16 protein-coding genes are annotated in these 19497 nt (G+C 55.9%); 10 read left to right on the top strand and 6 right to left on the bottom strand.

Annotation, left to right across the window (positions count from 1 at the left end; all coding sequences use genetic code 11):
- The first annotated feature begins 121 nt into the window (after positions 1-121).
- Both ACYQ6M_RS13645 and ACYQ6M_RS13650 read left to right on the top strand, forming a co-directional pair.
- The gene (locus ACYQ6M_RS13645) at positions 122-1855 is read left to right on the top strand and encodes a peptidase domain-containing ABC transporter (RefSeq protein ID WP_460074313.1); all 1734 of its coding nucleotides are present in this window, start codon (positions 122-124) and stop codon (positions 1853-1855) included.
- Complete coding sequence (locus tag ACYQ6M_RS13650) at positions 1852-4068, top strand: peptidase domain-containing ABC transporter (RefSeq protein ID WP_460074314.1); 2217 nt, start codon at positions 1852-1854, stop codon at positions 4066-4068. Before ACYQ6M_RS13645 ends, ACYQ6M_RS13650 begins: the two co-directional genes overlap by 4 nt.
- A gap of 76 nt (positions 4069-4144) precedes the next feature.
- Here the strand turns inward: ACYQ6M_RS13650 and ACYQ6M_RS13655 are convergent, their stop codons facing one another.
- The 5 genes from ACYQ6M_RS13655 to eutB all read right to left on the bottom strand — a co-directional run bounded on the left by ACYQ6M_RS13655 (position 4145) and on the right by eutB (position 9657).
- Complete coding sequence (locus ACYQ6M_RS13655; RefSeq protein WP_460074315.1) at positions 4145-5512, bottom strand: aminotransferase; 1368 nt, start codon at positions 5510-5512, stop codon at positions 4145-4147.
- Between the two features lie 32 nt (positions 5513-5544).
- Positions 5545-7041: an NAD-dependent succinate-semialdehyde dehydrogenase gene (locus ACYQ6M_RS13660; protein ID WP_460074317.1), complete on the bottom strand. Its 1497-nt coding sequence runs from the start codon at positions 7039-7041 to the stop codon at positions 5545-5547.
- A gap of 90 nt (positions 7042-7131) precedes the next feature.
- Entirely contained in the window at positions 7132-7647 is a 516-nt protein-coding gene (locus ACYQ6M_RS13665) for an Lrp/AsnC family transcriptional regulator (protein ID WP_229003888.1), read from the bottom strand.
- Positions 7648-7664: 17 nt separating this feature from the next.
- Positions 7665-8660, bottom strand: a complete 996-nt coding sequence (locus tag ACYQ6M_RS13670; RefSeq protein WP_460074319.1) for a cyclodeaminase — start codon at positions 8658-8660, stop codon at positions 7665-7667.
- A complete protein-coding gene (eutB, locus tag ACYQ6M_RS13675; RefSeq protein WP_460074321.1) occupies positions 8650-9657 on the bottom strand; it encodes a hydroxyectoine utilization dehydratase EutB in 1008 nt (335 codons plus the stop codon). Before eutB ends, ACYQ6M_RS13670 begins: the two co-directional genes overlap by 11 nt.
- 175 nt (positions 9658-9832) lie before the next feature.
- Between eutB and doeA the strand changes: the two genes are divergently transcribed.
- The 3 genes from doeA to ACYQ6M_RS13690 are packed head-to-tail and all read left to right on the top strand — an operon-like array spanning position 9833 to position 12925.
- A complete protein-coding gene (gene doeA, locus ACYQ6M_RS13680; protein WP_022998683.1) occupies positions 9833-11017 on the top strand; it encodes an ectoine hydrolase DoeA in 1185 nt (394 codons plus the stop codon).
- A gap of 7 nt (positions 11018-11024) precedes the next feature.
- A complete protein-coding gene (argE, locus tag ACYQ6M_RS13685) occupies positions 11025-12200 on the top strand; it encodes an acetylornithine deacetylase (protein WP_460074322.1) in 1176 nt (391 codons plus the stop codon).
- Positions 12197-12925: a GntR family transcriptional regulator gene (locus ACYQ6M_RS13690; RefSeq protein ID WP_460074323.1), complete on the top strand. Its 729-nt coding sequence runs from the start codon at positions 12197-12199 to the stop codon at positions 12923-12925. Before argE ends, ACYQ6M_RS13690 begins: the two co-directional genes overlap by 4 nt.
- Before the next feature lie 216 nt (positions 12926-13141).
- Here ACYQ6M_RS13690 and ACYQ6M_RS13695 read toward each other — a convergent pair whose 3' ends face one another.
- On the bottom strand, positions 13142-13642 hold the full coding sequence (locus ACYQ6M_RS13695; RefSeq protein WP_055654213.1) for a hypothetical protein: 501 nt from the start codon (positions 13640-13642) through the stop codon (positions 13142-13144).
- Between the two features lie 281 nt (positions 13643-13923).
- Between ACYQ6M_RS13695 and ACYQ6M_RS13700 the strand changes: the two genes are divergently transcribed.
- The 5 genes from ACYQ6M_RS13700 to ACYQ6M_RS13720 are packed head-to-tail and all read left to right on the top strand — an operon-like array spanning position 13924 to position 19389.
- Positions 13924-15750: a BTAD domain-containing putative transcriptional regulator gene (locus ACYQ6M_RS13700; protein WP_460074325.1), complete on the top strand. Its 1827-nt coding sequence runs from the start codon at positions 13924-13926 to the stop codon at positions 15748-15750.
- Positions 15751-15775: 25 nt separating this feature from the next.
- A complete protein-coding gene (locus tag ACYQ6M_RS13705; protein ID WP_031268516.1) occupies positions 15776-16198 on the top strand; it encodes a hypothetical protein in 423 nt (140 codons plus the stop codon).
- Between the two features lie 51 nt (positions 16199-16249).
- Entirely contained in the window at positions 16250-17419 is a 1170-nt protein-coding gene (locus ACYQ6M_RS13710) for a YcaO-like family protein (protein ID WP_173017365.1), read from the top strand.
- The gene (locus tag ACYQ6M_RS13715; protein WP_460074632.1) at positions 17416-18141 is read left to right on the top strand and encodes a TfuA-like protein; all 726 of its coding nucleotides are present in this window, start codon (positions 17416-17418) and stop codon (positions 18139-18141) included. Before ACYQ6M_RS13710 ends, ACYQ6M_RS13715 begins: the two co-directional genes overlap by 4 nt.
- Before the next feature lie 6 nt (positions 18142-18147).
- Complete coding sequence (locus ACYQ6M_RS13720) at positions 18148-19389, top strand: hypothetical protein (RefSeq protein WP_460074327.1); 1242 nt, start codon at positions 18148-18150, stop codon at positions 19387-19389.
- Positions 19390-19497: the final 108 nt, after the last annotated feature.

Here is a 19497-nt window from a genome sequence, read left to right on the forward strand (position 1 = left end):
AATTCCTCTTGGAATCTGAAGTTTAGTTCTAATAAAATTCGGGAAACACGGCGTAGGGTAAACGCTTTTTAAACCCGATCAGCACAGTTTGAGCGAGTAGCTACACGACTCTGGCCCGCATATGCTGAAATCGGTATTTTCATCTTTCTTTTTGCCTCGTCTGAGGATCCGGCATTCTCCGTCCGGACGCTGGATTTCTTCGCCCGGATTGCCGCGCGACGTTGTAGTTGCTTCCGTTTTTGCAAATATCATGGGGCTGGCGATGCCGCTGGCCATTCTTCAGGTTTATGACCGCGTTCTGCCAAATGCTTCCACCGACACGCTGCTTGTGCTCATCCTCGGGGTGACTGTCGTTCTAATTGCTGATGCCGTCATCAAGGTCTCCCGTACCGCGGTTGTCGGCAGGCTCGGGGCAGGGTTCAATCATCAGGCGCACACCGAACTTTTCCGCCGGGTGCTTGATGCCGAGCCTTCCCAGTTTGCCAAAACGCCTGTTTCCGTCCAGGTACACCAGCTTCGGTCGTTGCAATCGGTTGCAGATCACTATGGCGACCAGAACCGCCTTCTCGCCATCGACCTGCCTGCGGGGGGTATCTTCCTGGCAGCGCTCATCTTCATCGCAGGGCCGCTGGCTCTGGTGCCGATCACCTTGCTGGGCATCTTCATGCTGTTTGCCCTCAACAGAAACAAGGTGCTGCAGCAGGTTGTCGCCGACCGGGCAGATCAGGACGATCGCAAATCCGATTTCATCCTGGAGGTACTGTCCGGCGCCAAGACCGTGAAGTCCCAGGCGATGGAAGCACTGATCATGCGCCGCTTCGAGCGATTGCAGCGGGCAACGGCAGAGCTCAGCTCCAGATATATGCGCTTGTCCGGCCAGGCGAGGGATGCGTCCGCACTTTTCGGAACCCTCACGACTATCTTTGTGGTCATCTGCGGCGCGTTGATGGCCATCTATGGCAATTTCAGCGTCGGCGGTGTCGCTGCCAGCACACTCTTGTCCGGTCAGTTCGTGCAGCCTTTCCTTCGCGCGATCAACCAACTGACAGACATGCAACGACTGAAGCACGACTACGCTCAGGTCAATTCGCTCTTCAAGCTGCCGGAGGTAGCGCAACAGGAGCCTTTGACGGTCGATACCGACGGTTCCATTCACCTGATCAACGTGTCAGTCGAATTGGGCGAAAGCCAGCGCCGGGTGTTCGAGGACATCAACCTGACAATCGAAGCTGGACAATTCGTCGGTTTCCGCGGTGCGGACGGCAGCGGCAAGTCCACACTCATGAAATTGCTGACCGGTGAAATGACGCCGACGACCGGCAAGGTCATGATCGGCGGGCAGGATTATGATGGCCTCCACCAGCATGCGCTACGCAAGACCGTTGCCTATGTCGATAACCAGTCTGCTATCTTCAACGGCACGATCCTTGAAAACATCACGATGTTCGGTGCCGTATCCGACATCGCTCATGCGCGTATGGCGGCAAAGCTGATCGGGCTTGAAAAGGAAATCCATCTCTTGCCGCGCGGTTATGAAACGCAGCTGGGGTCAGACCTGGGCGGGAAGGTTCCCGCAGCTACCTTGCAGCGTATCTGCATTGCAAGGGCATTGGCAGGCGAGCCGAAGATTCTGATCCTGGACGAGGCTAATGCGCAACTGGACCAACAGGCAGAAAAGGCGCTTGTCGATGCGCTGATCCGTCTGAAGGGCTATCTGACGGTTATCATCATCAGCCACCGTCCTTCCATGCTGGCAGTCGCGGATCACCAATACGAACTCAGGGACGGCAGCGTGCATGACCTCGGCACGATGAACGTAACCGGTACACCTCAGAAAATGGGGATGCCGGCGTGAGCAGACCGCTATTCAACCTTGAAGACGTCCACGCTGCCGACAACGCCGTACACCGCCAGTGGCGCGATCTGTCGGCCGAACTGGCAGCCGATGGGACCGCCACAAGTCGGTTAGGACTTCCTGATGACGGTGCGGCTCCCGCCGAAAGGTGCCTGATCCCGCTTTTGCGGGAGATGCGCTGGCAGGGCAATGACCGGCTTCTGTTCGAGGCATTGCCGCACTTCGACCGGATTGAAACTTTCCAGGTTTTGCGGACCGTTCTCAGCCGCTTGACAGTCAAGACGACACCTTTTCATGGAAGTGCCGGGGAACTGACCCATGCACAGATGCCATGTCTGCGTGTAACCAGGGACGACGTTCAGGTTCTCGTTGGAAAAACCGGAACGGGTGAGTTTCGCGCCTATTCCGGCCGTCAGGGAGAGGCAATTTCAGTTCCTGCCGCGGATATTCTGAAAAACGAGATCTATCTCGCCGACGAAGACACAGAGGAACAGGGGCAGGTTCAAAACAACAGAAGCTGGTTCTCGACCGTATCCAAACGGTTCCGGACCAGTATCATCTCTATTCTGGCCCTCGGTTTTGTTCTCAACATTCTCGCTCTTGCACCGCCGTTGTTCATCATGGCGATCTACGACAAGGCAATGGGAGCAAAATCGACTGAAGTGCTTCTGACCATGGCGGTCGGCGTTGGAATCATTCTTCTGTGCGAAGTTGCGCTGCGCAGAATGAAGACATGGCTACAATCCTATCTCGGCGGACGGGTTGATGCGATTGTTGGCAACAAGACCTTTGAGCGCATCCTGCATCTTCCATATGCGATGCTGTCCGAAGCGCCGATCGGCACTCAGGTCATGCGGCTGCGCTATTTCGACAGCGTGCGCGACATCTTCCAGAGTTCGCTGTTCAACGCGATCGTCGATATTCCCTTCACGCTGATCTTCATTGTCGCGATCTTCCTGATCGGCGGACCTGTTGCGCTGCCGCCGCTCGCACTGCTGACCATCTACACGCTGCTGGCCGTTTATGTCCTGCCGAAGGTCCAACGCGAAGTCGCTGCCGTTGGCGAGCAGAAATCGAAACTCAACAGTTTCATGATCGAGACCTTTCGCAACCAGCGGGCTCTCAGGAACCTTTCTGTAGAAGATACCTGGCTGGAGCGATTTTCGGCGCTTTCCACCAACTTCAACAAACTCAACATCCATGCACGTCATATCACGCATGTGCTGCAGACACTGTCGCAGACGCTGATGACCATTTGCGGTGTCCTGGTTCTGGGGATCGGGGCAATGCGTGTCATGGAAGGAGAAATGAGCCTGGGCGCCCTGATTGCCACAATGGCCCTCAGCTGGCGGGTTCTGAACCCGATGAACCAGGCTTTCCTCAGCATCACGCAGCTCGCGCAAAGCCGCACGGTGATCGAACAGATCAACAACCTCATGAAGGTGCAGCTCGAGCGCGAGCCGGGGCATTTGCCGAAAATCACACGTGACATTCGCGGTGATCTGAAAGTGTCCTCACTTGTCCTAAGGTATCCAGGGGCAACGGAAGCCTCGCTGAAGGGCCTTGAGCTGACGGTGAAGGAAGGCGAAACCGTTGCCATCACGGGCCCGAGCGGCTCGGGCAAGACCGCATTGTTCCAGGCTGTCATCGGCTTGTTTCAGCCCCAGGTGGGTTCCATCCTGTTCGATGGTCTGGATGTGCGCCAGCTGGATACCGCAGAGTGGCGCTCCTCCATTGGCTATGCACCCGACGATCTCGACTTCTTTTACGGCACGGTAAAACAGAACCTGCTGATGTCGGATCCGGGCGCTACCGACGAACGTCTGATCGAGGTTACCGGTAAACTTGGCTTGCTGTCCTACCTGGAGGAGAACTTCAACGGACTTGAAACGCGCCTCAATGGCGAGGTCCTGAAGCAGATCCCGGACAACATGAAGCAACGCATCGTTTTGGCCCGTGCCTTCGTGAAGGCGGCACCGCTCTATTTGTTCGACAATCCGGGAACGCATCTCGATTTCGAGGGCGACAAGAAATTCATGGCGATGATCGAGGAACTCAAGGGCAAGGCGACCATCCTCATCAACACCCAGCGTCCTAGCCACATGAAAATGGCCAACCGGGTAGTCGTGCTCAGAGGTGGCCAGATTGCGATGATGGGGCCACCGGAACAAGTAGTACCGGCACTCATGGGACAGACCGCGAAAGCCGGATAGGCAGCTTTCTTACCGAAGATACCAAAAAGCCCGCCGGGTTGCTCCGACGGGCTTTGTTATTTGGTGGTGCCGCTTCTTAGAAGACGGATTTTACCGCTTTCACGGTTGCATCAACAACCTTGTCGATTTCAGCTTCAGAAATGCACAGGGGAGGGGCGAACCCCAGGATGTCGCCCTGCGGCATCGCCCGGCCGATGACGCCTTCCTTCAACAGGGCTGCTGCAACCTGTGGGCCGGTTTTGCTTGCCGGATCGAGATAGGTTCTGCTGGCCTTGTCCGATACAAATTCGATCGCGCAAAGCAGGCCCTCGCCGCGGATGTCGCCAACGTTGGCGTGATCTCCGAGCGCATTCGTAAGTGCATTCTTGAAGTAGCTACCTGCGGATCCGGCATTCGCCACCAGGCCGAGACTGTCGATAAGCTTGAGGTTCGCAACGCCGGCTGCGGCACCGATCGGGTGTGCGGAATAGGTCCACCCATGGCCGATCGGACCAAATTCGTCGGTACCGTCCTCCAGCACCTTCCAGACCTTGTCGGAAACGATGGAGCCGGACAGGGGAGCATATGCCGATGTCAGGCCTTTAGCGATGGTGATGAAATCCGGCTGAATACCGTAGTGGTCTGACCCGAACATCGTGCCGAGACGTCCAAAGCCTGAAACAACTTCATCTGCGATCAGCAGAATGTCGTGTTTCTTGAGCACGGCCTGAATGGCCTCCCAGTACCCGCTTGGGGGCGGTACGATCCCGCCCGTACCAAGGGCCGGCTCGCCAATGAAGGCTGCAATGGTGTCAGCGCCTTCGCGTTCGATCAGGGCTTCCAGGTCAGCAACGCAATAGGCAACAAATTCTGCTTCGGACTGGGAAAGGTCTTCCCTGCGGAAATAGTCGGGCGCGACCGTGTGCAGAACCTGTGAAAGCGGCAGGTCGAACTTCTTGTGAAACAACTCGAGGCCCGTCAGAGAACCGGTCATCAGGCCCGAGCCGTGATAGCCGCGCCAGCGCGAGATGATCTTCTTCTTCTCCGGGCGGCCGAGAATGTTGTTGTAGTACCAGACCAGCTTGATGTTGGTTTCGTTCGCATCCGATCCGCCCAGTCCGAAATAGACCTTGGACATGTGGTCGGGCGCTCGCTCCATCACCATTTGTGCAAGCGTGATGGAGGCTTCGGTGCCGTGGCCGACGTATGCGTGGTAATAGGCCAGTTCACGAGCCTGCTCCGCAATGGCGTCAGCAATTTCGGAACGGCCATAGCCGACGTTGACGCAATAAAGTCCGGCGAATGCGTCCAATAGCTTGGTGCCGTCACGGTCTTCGATATAGACGCCGCTGCCACCGGTGACGATCCGGTTAAGGCTCTCTCCGCGCGCATGTTGGGCAAGATGGGTCGAGGGATGGAAGAAGTTCTCTCTGTCCCAGGCATCCAGTTGGTCGTTCTTGAGCATATTCAAGTCCTTCTAGTGTTGGTTGGGCCAGGTCAGCTCCAGTCCCGGCAGACGTATTTGATTTCGGTGAAGGCCTCCAGTCCGTAGCGGGCACCTTCGCGGCCAAGGCCGGATTGTTTCACGCCTCCAAAGGGGATCGGATAGCCGGTCACTTTTGTGCGATTGACGGCAACCATGCCGTATTGAAGCGCGCGGCTTGCACGGTAGATGCGGCGCGGGTCCTGCGTGTGGAGATAGGCGATAAGGCCGTATTCGGTGTCGTTTGCCCGTGCGATGGCGTCCTCCTCCTTATCGAAGGCTGCCAAGGCTGCCACCGGACCAAATGTTTCTTCCCGGAAAATCGATGCATCAGCGGGAGTGTCCGCCAGAACGGTCGGCTGATAAAACAATGGGCCGGCCGCATGACGGTGGCCACCGGTGAGGAGGCGCGCGCCTCGTGCCAGTGCATCTCGAACATGTTCCTCCTGCTTGGCAACCGCTCGCTCATGCATCAGCGGTCCGATGTCAGGATCTTCAAGCCCAGGTCCGACAGACAAGGCTTCAACACGGTTGGTGAAGGCTTCGCAAAACGCCTGGTAGACCGGTCTTTCAACCAGAATTCGATTTGCCGCGAGGCAATCCTGACCGGATGTTGCGAATTTTGCGGCGATTGCCTGATCGACGGCATGGTCAAGATCAGCATCTGCAAACACGAGGAAGGGGGCGTGCCCCCCGAGTTCCAGCACAAGTCGTTTTACAGTCTGAGCACCCTGCGAGTAAAGAAGCCGTCCTATACCCGTCGATCCGGTGAACGAAACCGCCCTGACGCGCGGGTCTGACATCCACGGTTTCACGATGTCTTCCGCGTTCCCGGGAAGCACGTTGAAAACACCTGCCGGAAGCCCTGCCTGGTCAGCAAGTTCAGCTAGGGCGAGTGCGGAATACGGCGTTTCCTGTGAAGGGTGCACGACAACGGTACAGCCGGCAGCGAGTGCGGCAGCTGCTTTTCGCGTGATCATCGCGCATGGAAAGTTCCACGGCGTGATCAATGCGGCAACGCCAACAGGTTCCCGCCAGACTTCCATCTCTGCGTCAGGCAAGTGGGAAGTGATGCTCTCGATATTCGGCCGTTTGGCCTCTTCGGCGTAAAACGATACGAAGGAGGCTGCATAATCGATCTCGCCGCGGGATTCCGAAAGTGGTTTTCCTTGCTCACGCGTCATCAGACGAGCGAGATCTTCCCGGTTTTCCAAGATCAAGTCGTGCCAGGCCAACAGAAAGGATGCCCTTTCCTGAGGCAGCAAGGTGGACCAACTTGAAAAGGCGTCATTGGCGGCATCGATAGCTTCGGCGGATTGGGCGCTGGAAAGAGATGTCACTTCCCCAAGAAGACTTCCATCCGCCGGATCGGTTACTCGAAACACGGCACCATCACGTGCCGCTGCCCAACGTCCACCGACATAGGCGAAGTGCTTTACCAGGTGACGGTTGTCGATCAGGTGAAAAAGCGAGCTTTCAAGGGATGTCTCGGCAAGGATTCGGGACTGCATGGCGTTGCTCTCCAAAGTGGTGAGCAGAGCCTAGAATGGCACCCGGGAACGAAACGCCTTTTCTTGACAAGCTTGGCAGCAGTTTCGTTCTTATTCGGAGTTTTCAGCAGTCGTTTCTGTTCCAAGCATCCCGGCCAGCAACATATCGAGTGCTGGTGCAGCGCTCTGTTTCACCGGTTTAGTCACCACATAAGTGAAGTAGCGAACGACGCCAAGGCCGCGGTCCAGCAGGGCATCCATGAACCGCTGATAGCTGTCGATGTCACGCGTGACGGTCTGCATCAGATAATCGAGCCCGCCACCGATCGCCCAGCAGGCAACGACTTCATCGCAATTGCGGATTGCCCGCTCAAAGGCCTGAAAATATTCGGCGCGGTGATGTTCCAATTCAAGCGTCACGAAAACGGTGACATGAGGCGCGAGATTCTTGAGCGAGAAACGCGCGCCGTATCCCTCGATGATACCAGCAGCCTCAAGCCTCTCAAGGCGCTTCCAGCATGGGCTCGGGCTAAGATTTATACGCTTTGCGAGATCCGCTTTGGAAATGCGTCCTTCCTCGGCAAGTACCTTCAGGATTTCCAGATCTCGATTGTCCAGTTTCAGCATCAATGTCTCTTGCCGGTTCAGGAAACGAGCATCGTGCCCGCATTTGCCTTCTTGACCTTGCCAAGAGACAGCGTGGCAATGGCCGTATCCTGAACGCCGGTGCCGGTCAAATCGCAGACGGTGATATCAGCATCACCAGTCCTGCCTTGCGCCTTGCCTGAAACAATCTCACCGAGTTCACGTACACGGCTCACATTCGGCAAGGTGCGGTTCGCAAGGGCGGAACGCAGCTCTCCGAGTTTTTCGCATTGGCTTATCCGATCGCAGACCAGGACATCGGCCTTAGCCAGGATCTCCGGGGCAAGTTCATTCTTGTCCTCCTGATCAGATCCCATTGCAGTGATATGCAAGCCGGGATGCAGACAATCCGCGCCCAGGATAGCCTCCTTCGCAGGGGTCGTGGTGACGACAAGTTGGCTGTCGGCTACCAGTTGCTGCCGATCCTCTGTTGCGACCACGTCTATCCCGAGCGCTGCAGACATATCCTTTGCCAGGGCTCTGGCCTTGTCACGGTCTCGTCCCCAGACCAGCGCCCTTTCTGCAGGCCGTACCTTTGCCGCCGCAATCAGCTGCAACCTGGCCTGAACGCCGGTTCCCAGAATGCCGATCGTTGAAACAACAGCAGGTGCAAGGTGGCGTGCCGCAACCGCTCCGGCTGCAGCCGTGCGGATGTCGGTCAGATAACCATTGTCCAGATAGACAGCCTGAACCAGACCGGTTTGCGCCGAAAAAAGCACCATCAACCCGTTGAGACTTGAAAGTCCGAGAGCAGGGTTATTGAAAAAGCCGGGAGATACCTTGATCGCGAAACCGTCGAGACCTGGCACGTAGGCGGTTTTAACATCAACTTCCGCATTCACCTCCGGCAGGGCCATGGACAGCACGGGAGGCATCACGACTGTTCCGGTTGCCAGCTTTGCAAACGCTTTTTCAATGCAGTCGATGACTTCAAGATCAAGATGAACAGCCCGGCGCAGATCGGCCTCGTTCACCAGCCTGATTTCATGCGCCATAGCGTTTTCCCTCCAACAGATAGTCCCCAAGCATAACGTCCTGACCGGTCATGACCTTTGTGAATTGAACCATGTCGACATTTCGACCCGTAATGATCGTTGCGACCGGACCTTCTGGCGCGGTCAGCTTTCCGGCCAGGATTGCTGCAATGCCAACTACGCAAGCGCCTTCCGCGACATGACTATCCTCGTAATAAAGAGCCTGCATGGCCCGGTAGATTTCGCCTTCAGTTACCAGAATGATTTCGTCCAGAAGATCCCGGCACATTGCGAACGAAAGCCGGTTATCGAGGCCTATGCCGCCTCCAAGCGAATCCGCGAGGCTTGCCACCTCTGGCACCTCCACTGGCCGGCCGGCGTCGATCGATGTCTTCATCGCCGCGCCTCTGTCCATGGTCAGTCCGACAACACGGACCTGTGGGTTAATGGATTTTGCGGCAAGCGCGACACCCGCGGCAAGCCCGCCTCCCGACAGGGGAACCAAAAGGGTGTCGAGGTTTGGAACATCTTCCAGAATCTCAAGCCCGATGGTGCCTTGGCCTGCAATCACGTATGGATCGTCGAACGGTGAGATTTCAAAGACGCCAGTTGCCTGACCCAGCTTACGGCACTCGGCAAGGGCATCGTCCTGGCTGTTGCCGACGATCCGAGTTTCAGCCCCAAGGGCTCTGATGCCATCCAGCTTGGTCTGCGGAACCAGGGATGACATGCAGATCACGGCCTTCAATCCAAGTTCCCGTGCCGCATAGGCAACACCGCGGCCATGATTTCCGGTCGAACAGCATGTGAGCGTCGTGGTGCCTTCGGGCGAATTGCGGGCCGCATTCGTTGCACCGCGCAACTTGAAGGCGCCTGTTGGCTGCATCGTCTCCATCTTCAGGAAAAATGGCTGTCCGGTTTGTTCTGTCATGAATCGCGAGGGCAGGAGGGGTGTCCTTACCACTCGCCCGGCGATGGCTCTTCGCGCTTCGAAAATATCCGTAAGCGTCAGTTGCATGGACTGTTTCCGGTATCGCTCGTGGTCATCATGAAGATCCTGCAAGGGGGAACATTCTCATTTGTGTACAAATGACCCAAAAAGTGCAAGCGATGATATTCGGATGTGTTTATTTTCTTGATTTTTGAAATGGCTGAGTTCTTATTTGTGTACAAATAAACGACGAGGCCCAATCATGCCAGGTCACGACCTTCCTTTCAGCAGTGCCGAGTATCAACGCCGTCTCGATCTTGTCCGTACCGACATGTCCAAACGGGGAATAGATGTCCTGTTTCTCGAGGACCCTTCCAATATGGCCTGGACCACAGGCTATGACGGATGGTCTTTCTATGTGCATCAGGGGGTCGTTGTCTTTCTGGACGAAGAACCGATCTGGTGGGGACGCAGGCAGGATGCCAATGGTGCCCGTCGAACCGTCTGGATGGACGACGCACGCGTCGCTTCCTACGCCGATCATTTCATTCAGTCGTCTGAACGCCACCCCATGCAGGACCTCGCCAGGCTGCTGGAATTGAGGGGGTACGCGAACAAGAAGATTGGCGTTGAACTTGAGAACTACTACTTCTCGGCCAAGGCGTTCCTGACGTTGCAGAGTGAGTTGCCGAACGCTGAATTCATCGACGCCACAAGCATGGTCAACTGGTTGAGGGCGGTCAAATCCGACGAAGAACTCGTGTTCATGCGCAAGGCAGCCAGGATTTCCGAGAAAATCATGGACGGCGTCCTGGAGCGTGTTGTGCCGGGTATGCGCAAGGCCGACCTTGTTGCAGAGATCTACGCCGACGCCATCCGAGGATTGGACGACGCCTGGGGGGACTACCCGGCTATCGTACCGCTGCTTCCCAGTGGCGCGGATGCGTCCGCTCCGCACCTGACGTGGGACGGACGTTTCATGCAGGAAGGGGAGGCGACATTTTTCGAACTTTCCGGCTGTTTCCGCCGCTATCATGCCCCGTTGTGCCGCACCGTTTTCCTTGGCAAGCCGGAACAGTACCTGCTTGATGCCGAGAAGGCGTTGGTCGAGGGGCTCGAAGCCGGCCTGGACACCGCAAGGGCCGGCAATACCGCGGGTGACATCGCACGTGCATTGGCGAAGCCTCTTGAGGCAGCGGGGATCGAGCGCGGCGCGCGGGCAGGGTACCCGATCGGCATTTCCTATCCACCTGATTGGGGCGAACGCACGATTTCCATTCGCGAAGAAGACAACACCGTTCTGAAGCCCGGCATGACCTTTCACTTCATGCCGGGGCTTTGGATGGATGGCTGGGGACTGGAAATCACCGAGAGCATCCTCATCAAGGAAAACGGGCCTGCAGAATGCCTTTGCAACAGGCCCCGCAGATTGTTCGTGAAGTCCTGAGGTGAATATGCGCTCGGACTTGTTGACCCGGACGATTTCCATACTGGATCGCCTGATCGGTTTTCCGACAGTTTCGGCAGACAGCAATCTTGAATTGATCAGCTTTGCCGCGACCCTGCTTCGTGAAGCTGGTGCTCAAGTGACGGTTTCCAAGGATGCGACCGGCAAGAAAGCCAACCTATTCGCAACAATTGGCCCAAATGTCTCCGGCGGAATTGTCTTGTCAGGGCACACGGACGTCGTCCCGGCAGATCCCGTGGAATGGACCTGCAACCCGTATCAGATGCGCGAAGAAGGCGGCTTGCTGTACGGGCGAGGCAGTTGCGACATGAAAGGCTATATCGCCGCGGTCCTCGCGAAATCGCAGGATTATGCGCTACTCGACCTGAAACGGCCGCTGCATGTCGCCTTGACCTATGATGAGGAAGTCGGCTGCTTTGGCGCAAGGCATCTGGTTGAGGAACTGAAGCGCAGTGATATTCGTCCCTCCATCGCGATTATCGGTGAGCCGACGGAAATGCGGGTCATTGAGGGGCACAAGGGGTGTTACGAATATACGACAGCGTTCCACGGCACCGATGGGCATGCCTCCGAACCGGACAAGGGGGTCAACGCTATCCACGTCGCCGCCGCTTTCATCACCAGGATGATGGAACTGGCAGAAACCATGAAGGACAAGTCAGGTCCGGACAGCGAGCGCTACTCACCGCCATGGACCACACTTCAGGTTGGCCGGATAGACGGCGGCTCTGCACGCAATGTCATTGCTCGGCATTGCGCGGTGGAGTGGGAAATGCGCCCGGTTCGGATGCAGGACGCACTCGAGATAAAGTCTGCCCTGGAAGCCTATTGCCAGGACGTGCTGTTGCCTCAAATGACGTCCGTCTACCCCGACGCTGAGATTGTCACCGAAATAATAGGAGAAGTCGCCGGACTGGCCGTGATGCCGGAAAACGAAGCAAGGGACATCGTTACATCGCTCACTGGCGCGAACCTGTGTGATGTCGTTTCATTTGGCACCGAGGCCGGGTTGTTTCAGGCCCTGGGGCTTTCCGTTGTGGTTTGTGGCCCGGGCTCCATCGCACAGGCGCACAAGCCCGATGAATATCTGGCCGTTGACCAGCTCGAAAAATGTCTCGACATGCTCACGGGACTGGAAAGGACCTTGTTACAGGCCTCATGACCGATCAGGACATAACAGCGACGGCCGACGTTGCAGAACTGTTGAACCAGGCTGCAAGCGCTCAGGAACGGTTTCAGATCATGTATTCCGTTCTGAGAGATCGGATCTGCATGCTTGTCTATCCGCCTGGAACGCAACTGAGTGAAGAGGCATTGGCATCGGAATTCGGTGTCAGTCGCTCGCCATTGCGCAAGGCACTGCAGATACTCGAAGCAGACGGGCTGCTGTTGTCGCAGCAGGGCGTAGGCACACTGGTGACTGAAGTGGATCTGGAAGAACTGGCGCAGGTCTATGAACTCAGGCTTGAGCTGAATGAATTGACCGGCAGGTTGGCACCGCGGTCTCTCGATTCTGAACTGGAAGCCACATTCAACAGTCTCAAAATTCGGGCGGAGCGATTGAGTTCAACGCCGGATCGTGCGGTTTTTGCCCGACTCAATATCGATTTCTTTCAGGCCTTTTTGCAGCTCACACTGAACATGCCGCTGCGCGAAGTTTCTGAAAAGCTGTTCTACAAGACCTGTCGCATCTGGCTGACTTTGATAGATGAGAAGGACCTGCCAACAGAGGTCGCCATCTTTTGCGGCGAAATCGCGGAAATTTCGAATGCTGTGCACCTTGGAGACTTTCAGGCCGCAGCCTTGATTAGGCGAGCACATCTCTCCATGGGGTTCAACCGACTGAAAACCGCAACACGACAAAGCACCGACCGGAAGGCCGGTTAGCCAAGAGCTTCTTGGAGCTTTTGGGGTTGGTTGAACGAATAAGACCGCCCCCGGAAGCGATTGTGGTGGGATACAATCAGTTGCTTCCGGGAGCGGCCCGGGCTTTCAAAGAAGATGAACGAACTTCTTTGAATGGGTAATCCTTTCAATAGCCTCAAACAAAAGTGGCGTTTTCACCTCAAATACGCTCGGTGTGCCTAGTTATTCCTAAAAAAATCAGTGTCTCTTTGCCATTTTCGTCAGTTTTCTGACCGTTGAAGTCGTGATCTTGCAATCGGATTCTACGTTTCGTTGAACGTATTTTCCTTTTTCGAGAGAATATTCGAGAAATACACTAAGTTCGTTTGCATGAGCGACAAGCACTCTGTGACCGGAAACCACTGTGTCGGTTACTTCCAGATCTTGACCCCAGGCCCAGCCACCATAAGAAGTGCCACCGTTCGACCTGAGGACGATTTCGAAAAAATTGCCCCCGTCGCTTTCAGGCATTTTGAAAACGAGATCCAGATTGTCTTCGTCGTCTTTCGTCGGCTCTCCCGCACCAAGCCAGACAGAACTGATATTTGCGGAGATCAAATCGCCAAGAGGATAAAATGGGGAACCTTCGTACCAAAGAAATTCCGTAATAACGGACCCTATGTCATTAGCCCTCTCAAATGGTCGTACATTGTCTCCGTACCCCGCATAGGTCCTCCTGAAGGAGATCTTACCAGACATGAATGGTTTCCTTACTATCTGATAATACGTAGTTTTTGCTATTGGCCGCGAAGTGTGATCACTCTTCGTCCCTTCGGCAAAGCTACATTCCCAATAGCGCCGTCACACAGGCGTGACTCCGTCACGGCAGTGCTGTTCTTCTGTGGTGGGAACTGTGTTAGAAAAAATTACCAGGGGGCAACGTGATGAATAAAAGTTGTTCAGCCACTAATATTCGACTACTTGGCGTTCCGTCAGTGTATTACTCGCGGAATACCCCGTTTCCTGCCAAGGGATACGCGTTGCTTGCAGTATTGTTGCTTGTTCCTGGCAACGAGCTTGCGCGTCAAAAGGCGGCTGCCCTGCTTTGGGAGGATGTCGCCCAAACCAGGGCCATGGCAAACCTCAGGCAATTGCTTGTGAGGGTTCAAAGCAGGCAGCCCGAAGCCGGACCGCTCATTGAAACAACCCAGACCAGAATCAGTCTTGGTCCCGGGGCGCAAAGTTCCGACCTGGCCGCTTTTCTCCAGTCCTGCAAGGCAACCGACCTTGAAGGCATGATGTCCGGGATCGAGCAGTTCACCGGCGAACTGCTCGATGGTATGGAGTTCGAAGGTGAACAGCTGAACCTTTGGCTGTTGACCGAGCGCGCGAGCCTGAGGGAGAAACTGTTTAACAGAGCAGCAGCAGCCCTTGAGGAAACGACACGCTTCGGAGCGGATCGTGGCGGCAACATCGGCAAGATCGCTGACCGGCTTCTGGCATTCGAACCTGACAGCCCCGAATGCTATCGCATCATTTCAAAAGCTTATGGCAGGTGTGGCGATCAGGATGGCGTCGATCGTATCGACCGGTTGATGAATTCGGTTCTCAATTCCGCCTTGCCTCGTGTGCCTGGCAATACAAGCGGCAAGCCTTCGGGAACTGTCTGGGTCGCACCGACGGGCGTCAAACCGGTTGAGGAGCGTCCGGCACCTCCCAAACCACCGGTTCCGCGCGTTGCCTTTTCGTCGCCCCGCCACATCGATCAACATCCGAATGCGCAGCTTGCCGAGGCATTCGTCGAGGATGTCGCGAACAGTTTCTCCAGGTTCAAGACATTTGTCGTGGTCTCGCCGTTCAGTACGATGCGTGACTTTCGCGGCGGCAATATAAGCAATTGGGAAAAAATTCGGTCCAACTACTCCGTGCAGAGTTTTCTGCTCCCGGGCAGCCAAAAGATTTCCTTTACCGTTATCGATGACGGCACAGGGGAGATCATCTGGTCTGCGGAGTATTCGATGGAGCCGGAGGACCTTCACTATACCTTCCGGCTTCTTGCAAAAACCGTGGCAGCCAATCTCGCCCAGCAGATCGAGCGACAGATGCTCGACTCCGGCCGATCGATCAATGCCCAGAGCTATCTGCACGTCTTGCGGGGGCAGAACCTCATCAAGACCTGTAATCTGAGCATGATCCGCCGGGCCAGAAAGGAATTCCGGCAAGGCCTCACGTACGACAAGGACCTGTCCATCGCCCGCGCTCGCATAGCGCAGACAATGCAACTGGAATGGTTGCTGCTCGGGGGGACGGATCCGCACCTTCTTCACCGCGCCAAGGCGGAAGCGGACGCAGCCATCGAGATCGATTCGACGGCCGGTATCGGCTACTGGATGGCTGCGGTCATCGCGCTTTATCAACGTGATTACGCGACCTCGGAAGCCAAGTTCCAGGAAGCCGAAACCTTGAGCCCCAACTCTTCGGATCTGCTCATACAGCACGCAGATGCGCTTGCGCATTTTGGCAAGCCCAAGGACGCCTGGAACCGTTTCAAGCACGCGATCGATCTCAATCCACTTGCACCGGACATCTACTGGTGGGCGGGTGCGAGCATCGCCTTCAAGCTGGCCGACTACGCAGAGGCCGTCCGGCTGTGCAAGCAGATGGACGACGAGGAACCCGCGTTGCGCATCCTGACGGCAAGCCTCGCTCTAGACGGACAAATTGAGAGCGCAAGACAATATGCACGGCGTCTCATGGATGTTTATCCGGGGATGACCGCGCAGGAAATCAGTCGCTTCATGCCAGACAAGAACCCAGAGAACAGCAAGATCTTTCTGGAAGGTCTGAAACTCGCCGGCTTCGACTAGGTAAACCCATTTACAGGAGAAAATTATGCCTAATTCGTCATTTTACGTGATCGGAAAACGTGGTCACGGTGTTGTTTTTTTGCGGATGGATCCGCTGCGCGTATCTCGTGTGTCGCACCAGACAATTCTGGCTTACGAAGCGCAAAACGCCGGTGTCGACGGCTATGCACGCATCGCCGCTGCTGCCCGTGTTCTGTTCGCCGAAAGTGACGGCAATCCGGAAACAAGCCTCAGCCAGGTCGAGTCGGAAGGTATCTACCAGGCTATCAAGCAGGGCAGCACGATCTCGGATGTCGATTTTGCATTCCTCACTGATGTCGATGACAGCGATTGGGACCTCAACAGAATGAGCTGGGCACCGATCCAGGATCCGGTTTCCAAGACCGGCTCCGGTTCTGATTCCGGAAATCCCGACACGCTTCAGGATGCCGTGCTTTCGGACGATTAATCCGGAAGGCGCCTGACTGACAAAATCGCACCGCTACAGGAGGTATCCGCTGTGCAATCCGATCCTTTCTCTCCGCAATTCCTGCGCAGCTTCGGCATAACCAGATTGGGTGAGATCACCGGGCTGGACACGATCGGGATACCGGTCTGGTTCGCAACCAGGCCAAATTCCAGGTCTCTTTCCGTTTCCCAGGGAAAGGGTGTGACCAACGATCAGGCGAAGATTTCAGCGATCATGGAAGCCGTGGAATGTGCTGTCGCCGAACAACCGCGACAGCACGTCACGGAGTTCGCGACGATCGAAGACATGGCGCGACAGCAAAGGAGCGTCATTCCGTTCTTTGATCTAGCAAGGGTCAACCCGCATCAGCTCGATCCGACCCGCCAGCGCGCCTGGGTTCCGGGAACGTCCCTGATTTCCGGCGAGCAACGCTTCGCGCCCTACGAATTGGTCGGGATGGACATGCGTAGCGACATGCCTTGGGACCGTCATGCCTTCCGTATGACATCCCAGGGGTTGGCGGCGCATTTCTCGATCGACAAGGCCATCGAACACGCCCTGCTTGAACTCGTGGAACATGACGCGTCCAGTGTGGTCGATACTTTCGGTTTGTTCGTCAACAATATCCGGGAGGTCACCGACTACGAGGGCGCGAACGCCGATCTAGACGCGATTCTGGAGAAGGTCTCAAAAGCCGGCCTTGATCTTCACATATACGCTCTTCCAGGACGCGTGAAACTTCCGGTCATTGCCGCTGTCATCTCGCGGCAGGTGAATGGGCCATCCGGTGTCATTTCGCGCGCTCCTGCGGGAATTGCCTGCCGGACGAACGTTGCCGAGGCGATACTCGCAGCCTTGCTTGAAGCGGTGCAGTCACGTCTGACGGACATCGCCGGTGCGCGCGACGACCTTGCGATGGATCGTTTTCAGCAGTCCAAGGATGGCGTAGCCAGGAACCAGCCACCACTCATTCCTCTTGCCAAACTTGAGGCTGAGTTCCGCCCTGCAAGGCAGTCGTCCATGGGGTGGCAGGATGTCCTGAAGCTGATGCGGGCGGCTGGCATTGAAGATGCCTACATGTTTCCGCTCAAATCGCCGGTCCCGGACGTTCACGTGGTGAGGACGATCGTCACAGGCCTTGACGCGCATTCCGGCAGCTTCTCCGAAATGTCCATGAACTCGATACTGCTGACGACGGAAGTGCTGAGCACTGCATGTTGAAACCCGTCGTTTTTGCAGGACCGAGCGTTCACGGCTTGGCCGGCGATCTTTTTGATGGCCTAGACGTATTCCCACCTGCGGCACGCGGAGACATTCTGCGAGCCGTGGGGCAGGGTCGCCGCGTGATCGGATTGATTGATGGTTACTTCAATTCCACACCTTCTGTCTGGCACAAGGAAATCCTGTTCGCCCTACAGGAGGGGTGCCGGGTATACGGCGCGGCCAGCATGGGCGCATTACGGGCTGCAGAGTGTTTCCCATTCGGGATGGTTGGTGTCGGGGCAATTTTTGCAGACTACCAAGCGGGAAGGCGTCAATCGGATGCGGATGTTGCTGTTTCGCACGCTCCGGCGGAACTGAGCTATTGCCCGCTGACACTGGCGCTGGTGGATGCGGAGGCGACGCTGTCTGCAGCTTTGAAAGGCGGGTTCATTGCCGAAAGCGCACATGATGCATTGCTGAAAGCTGCAACCGGTCTGCATTTTTCCACGCGAACCTGGGTGCGCGTGCTGAGCGAAACAGGACTTTCCGAAGCTGAAAGCGCTCACTTTCTGAAGTACTTGCCCGAGTTCGAGCAGAGCTTGAAACGGCAAGACGCTCAAAAGCTCCTGACCAATCTGAAAGAGAACATCGAGATTGAGACGCATGATGGTCAGGACAGTTGGAAAATACAGAACACCCTTTTTCTCAAGTCACTTGAAAAAGAAATTCTCGGCAGGTGACTGCTAATGAAAATGGAGATTGTGAAAGCCAGGACCACATGGTCAATCGTGCCGGATTGCGGCGGTCTGATTGAAACGATAGCGATCTCACTACCTCAAAAGGTTTTTGATCCCGGCAATCCTCACGCCGAAAAGATACTTGCCGCGATCGGAAATTTGCTCAAGGCCATGCCTTCGAGTGTTTCAATCCTGGCATTTGCGGATGCTTTTAACGAGGCGGCTGCGAGAAGCTGGATCGAAACACAGACCGAGTGTCGCTATAACATTGTCCTGGCAGGCACTAGGCCGCTTGAAAGTGCAGATATCTGGGCACAGGATTCCATCCTGGTACAAATGCGAGGCAACGACCTGCGGATTGCCGCTCCAGCATGCGACTGGCCCAGGGGCATCTTGCCGAGGTTACTGGCCGAACACCTCTCTGTCGCCTGCCACGATCTCCCACTCTTTTTGCCGGGTGGAGACCAGATCGTTGGTGAGGGCTTTCGTCTCATCGGTCACACAAGCCGACTGAGATCAGCCTCCAACAAGTATGACGGTGACAGCACTTTGCTTGCCGCAGATCGGCGTATCGGTGAACTCGATAACAGACCTGTCTGCTATTGGGGATACCGAAGACAAGATCTGTTCGAAAAAACCACCGTCGATACTCATAAAAACAGGGCCGGCAAGAACACTGCTGATTCTAACCGTGAGGGAGGCCTGGACTGGCAAACAGCGAATGATCTGCTCGGGGACCTTCCATTTTCTCATTTGCGGCCGGATCTGGTTACGACCATTGAGCGGTGCGAAAGCCATGTCGACAGATATGTTTCTCCAACAGGTTTGCGCCACAACGGCAAGCATTTGTTATTGCTGGCAGACCCGGTGGCCGTGGCCCCAGAAGCCATCAGCAAGGCAAAGCGGGAAAAGAGACTTCTCGATGCGTCGGAACATTGGTTGAGGGACCAGGGTTTCGAAATCATCCGCAATCCAGTTCCCTTTGGGGTCGACGTAAAGAACTCGGTCAGACCGCGACTCTACAACAACGTCCTTCTGGAAAATGCGGTACGAGAGGGAAATGGCAAACCAATCATGTGGTTGCCATGCTTCGGCGAAGACAGCAGGTTCACGGAATTCGATGCGGAGAACGCCAGGATCTGGAAGGATCTCGGCTTCGATCCCAAGCTGGTCTTCGGCTGGGAAAGCCTTGCCCATGCAAATGGCGCACTGCGCTGTGCCAGCAAGGTTATCAGACGGCAAGCAACTTGATCGAACGGAACTATATGTAAACCGACACGGACAGGTGCGTCTTCAGCATCAGGCTAGTTTTTTCAGAAGAAGAGGTTGGCTGGGGAACCTGGATTCGAACCAGGACTA

The organism is Roseibium sp. ROS1, assembly GCF_054658215.1.

Coding starts and splice junctions, on each gene's coding strand:
- ACYQ6M_RS13645 (WP_460074313.1), top strand. CDS start 122: ATGCTGAAATCGGTATTTTCATCTTTCTTTTTGCCTCGTCTGAGGATC.
- ACYQ6M_RS13655 (WP_460074315.1), bottom strand. CDS start 5,512: ATGCTCAAGAACGACCAACTGGATGCCTGGGACAGAGAGAACTTCTTC.
- ACYQ6M_RS13660 (WP_460074317.1), bottom strand. CDS start 7,041: ATGCAGTCCCGAATCCTTGCCGAGACATCCCTTGAAAGCTCGCTTTTT.
- ACYQ6M_RS13665 (WP_229003888.1), bottom strand. CDS start 7,647: ATGCTGAAACTGGACAATCGAGATCTGGAAATCCTGAAGGTACTTGCC.
- ACYQ6M_RS13670 (WP_460074319.1), bottom strand. CDS start 8,660: ATGGCGCATGAAATCAGGCTGGTGAACGAGGCCGATCTGCGCCGGGCT.
- eutB (WP_460074321.1), bottom strand. CDS start 9,657: ATGCAACTGACGCTTACGGATATTTTCGAAGCGCGAAGAGCCATCGCC.
- doeA (WP_022998683.1), top strand. CDS start 9,833: ATGCCAGGTCACGACCTTCCTTTCAGCAGTGCCGAGTATCAACGCCGT.
- argE (WP_460074322.1), top strand. CDS start 11,025: ATGCGCTCGGACTTGTTGACCCGGACGATTTCCATACTGGATCGCCTG.
- ACYQ6M_RS13690 (WP_460074323.1), top strand. CDS start 12,197: ATGACCGATCAGGACATAACAGCGACGGCCGACGTTGCAGAACTGTTG.
- ACYQ6M_RS13695 (WP_055654213.1), bottom strand. CDS start 13,642: ATGTCTGGTAAGATCTCCTTCAGGAGGACCTATGCGGGGTACGGAGAC.
- ACYQ6M_RS13705 (WP_031268516.1), top strand. CDS start 15,776: ATGCCTAATTCGTCATTTTACGTGATCGGAAAACGTGGTCACGGTGTT.
- ACYQ6M_RS13720 (WP_460074327.1), top strand. CDS start 18,148: ATGAAAATGGAGATTGTGAAAGCCAGGACCACATGGTCAATCGTGCCG.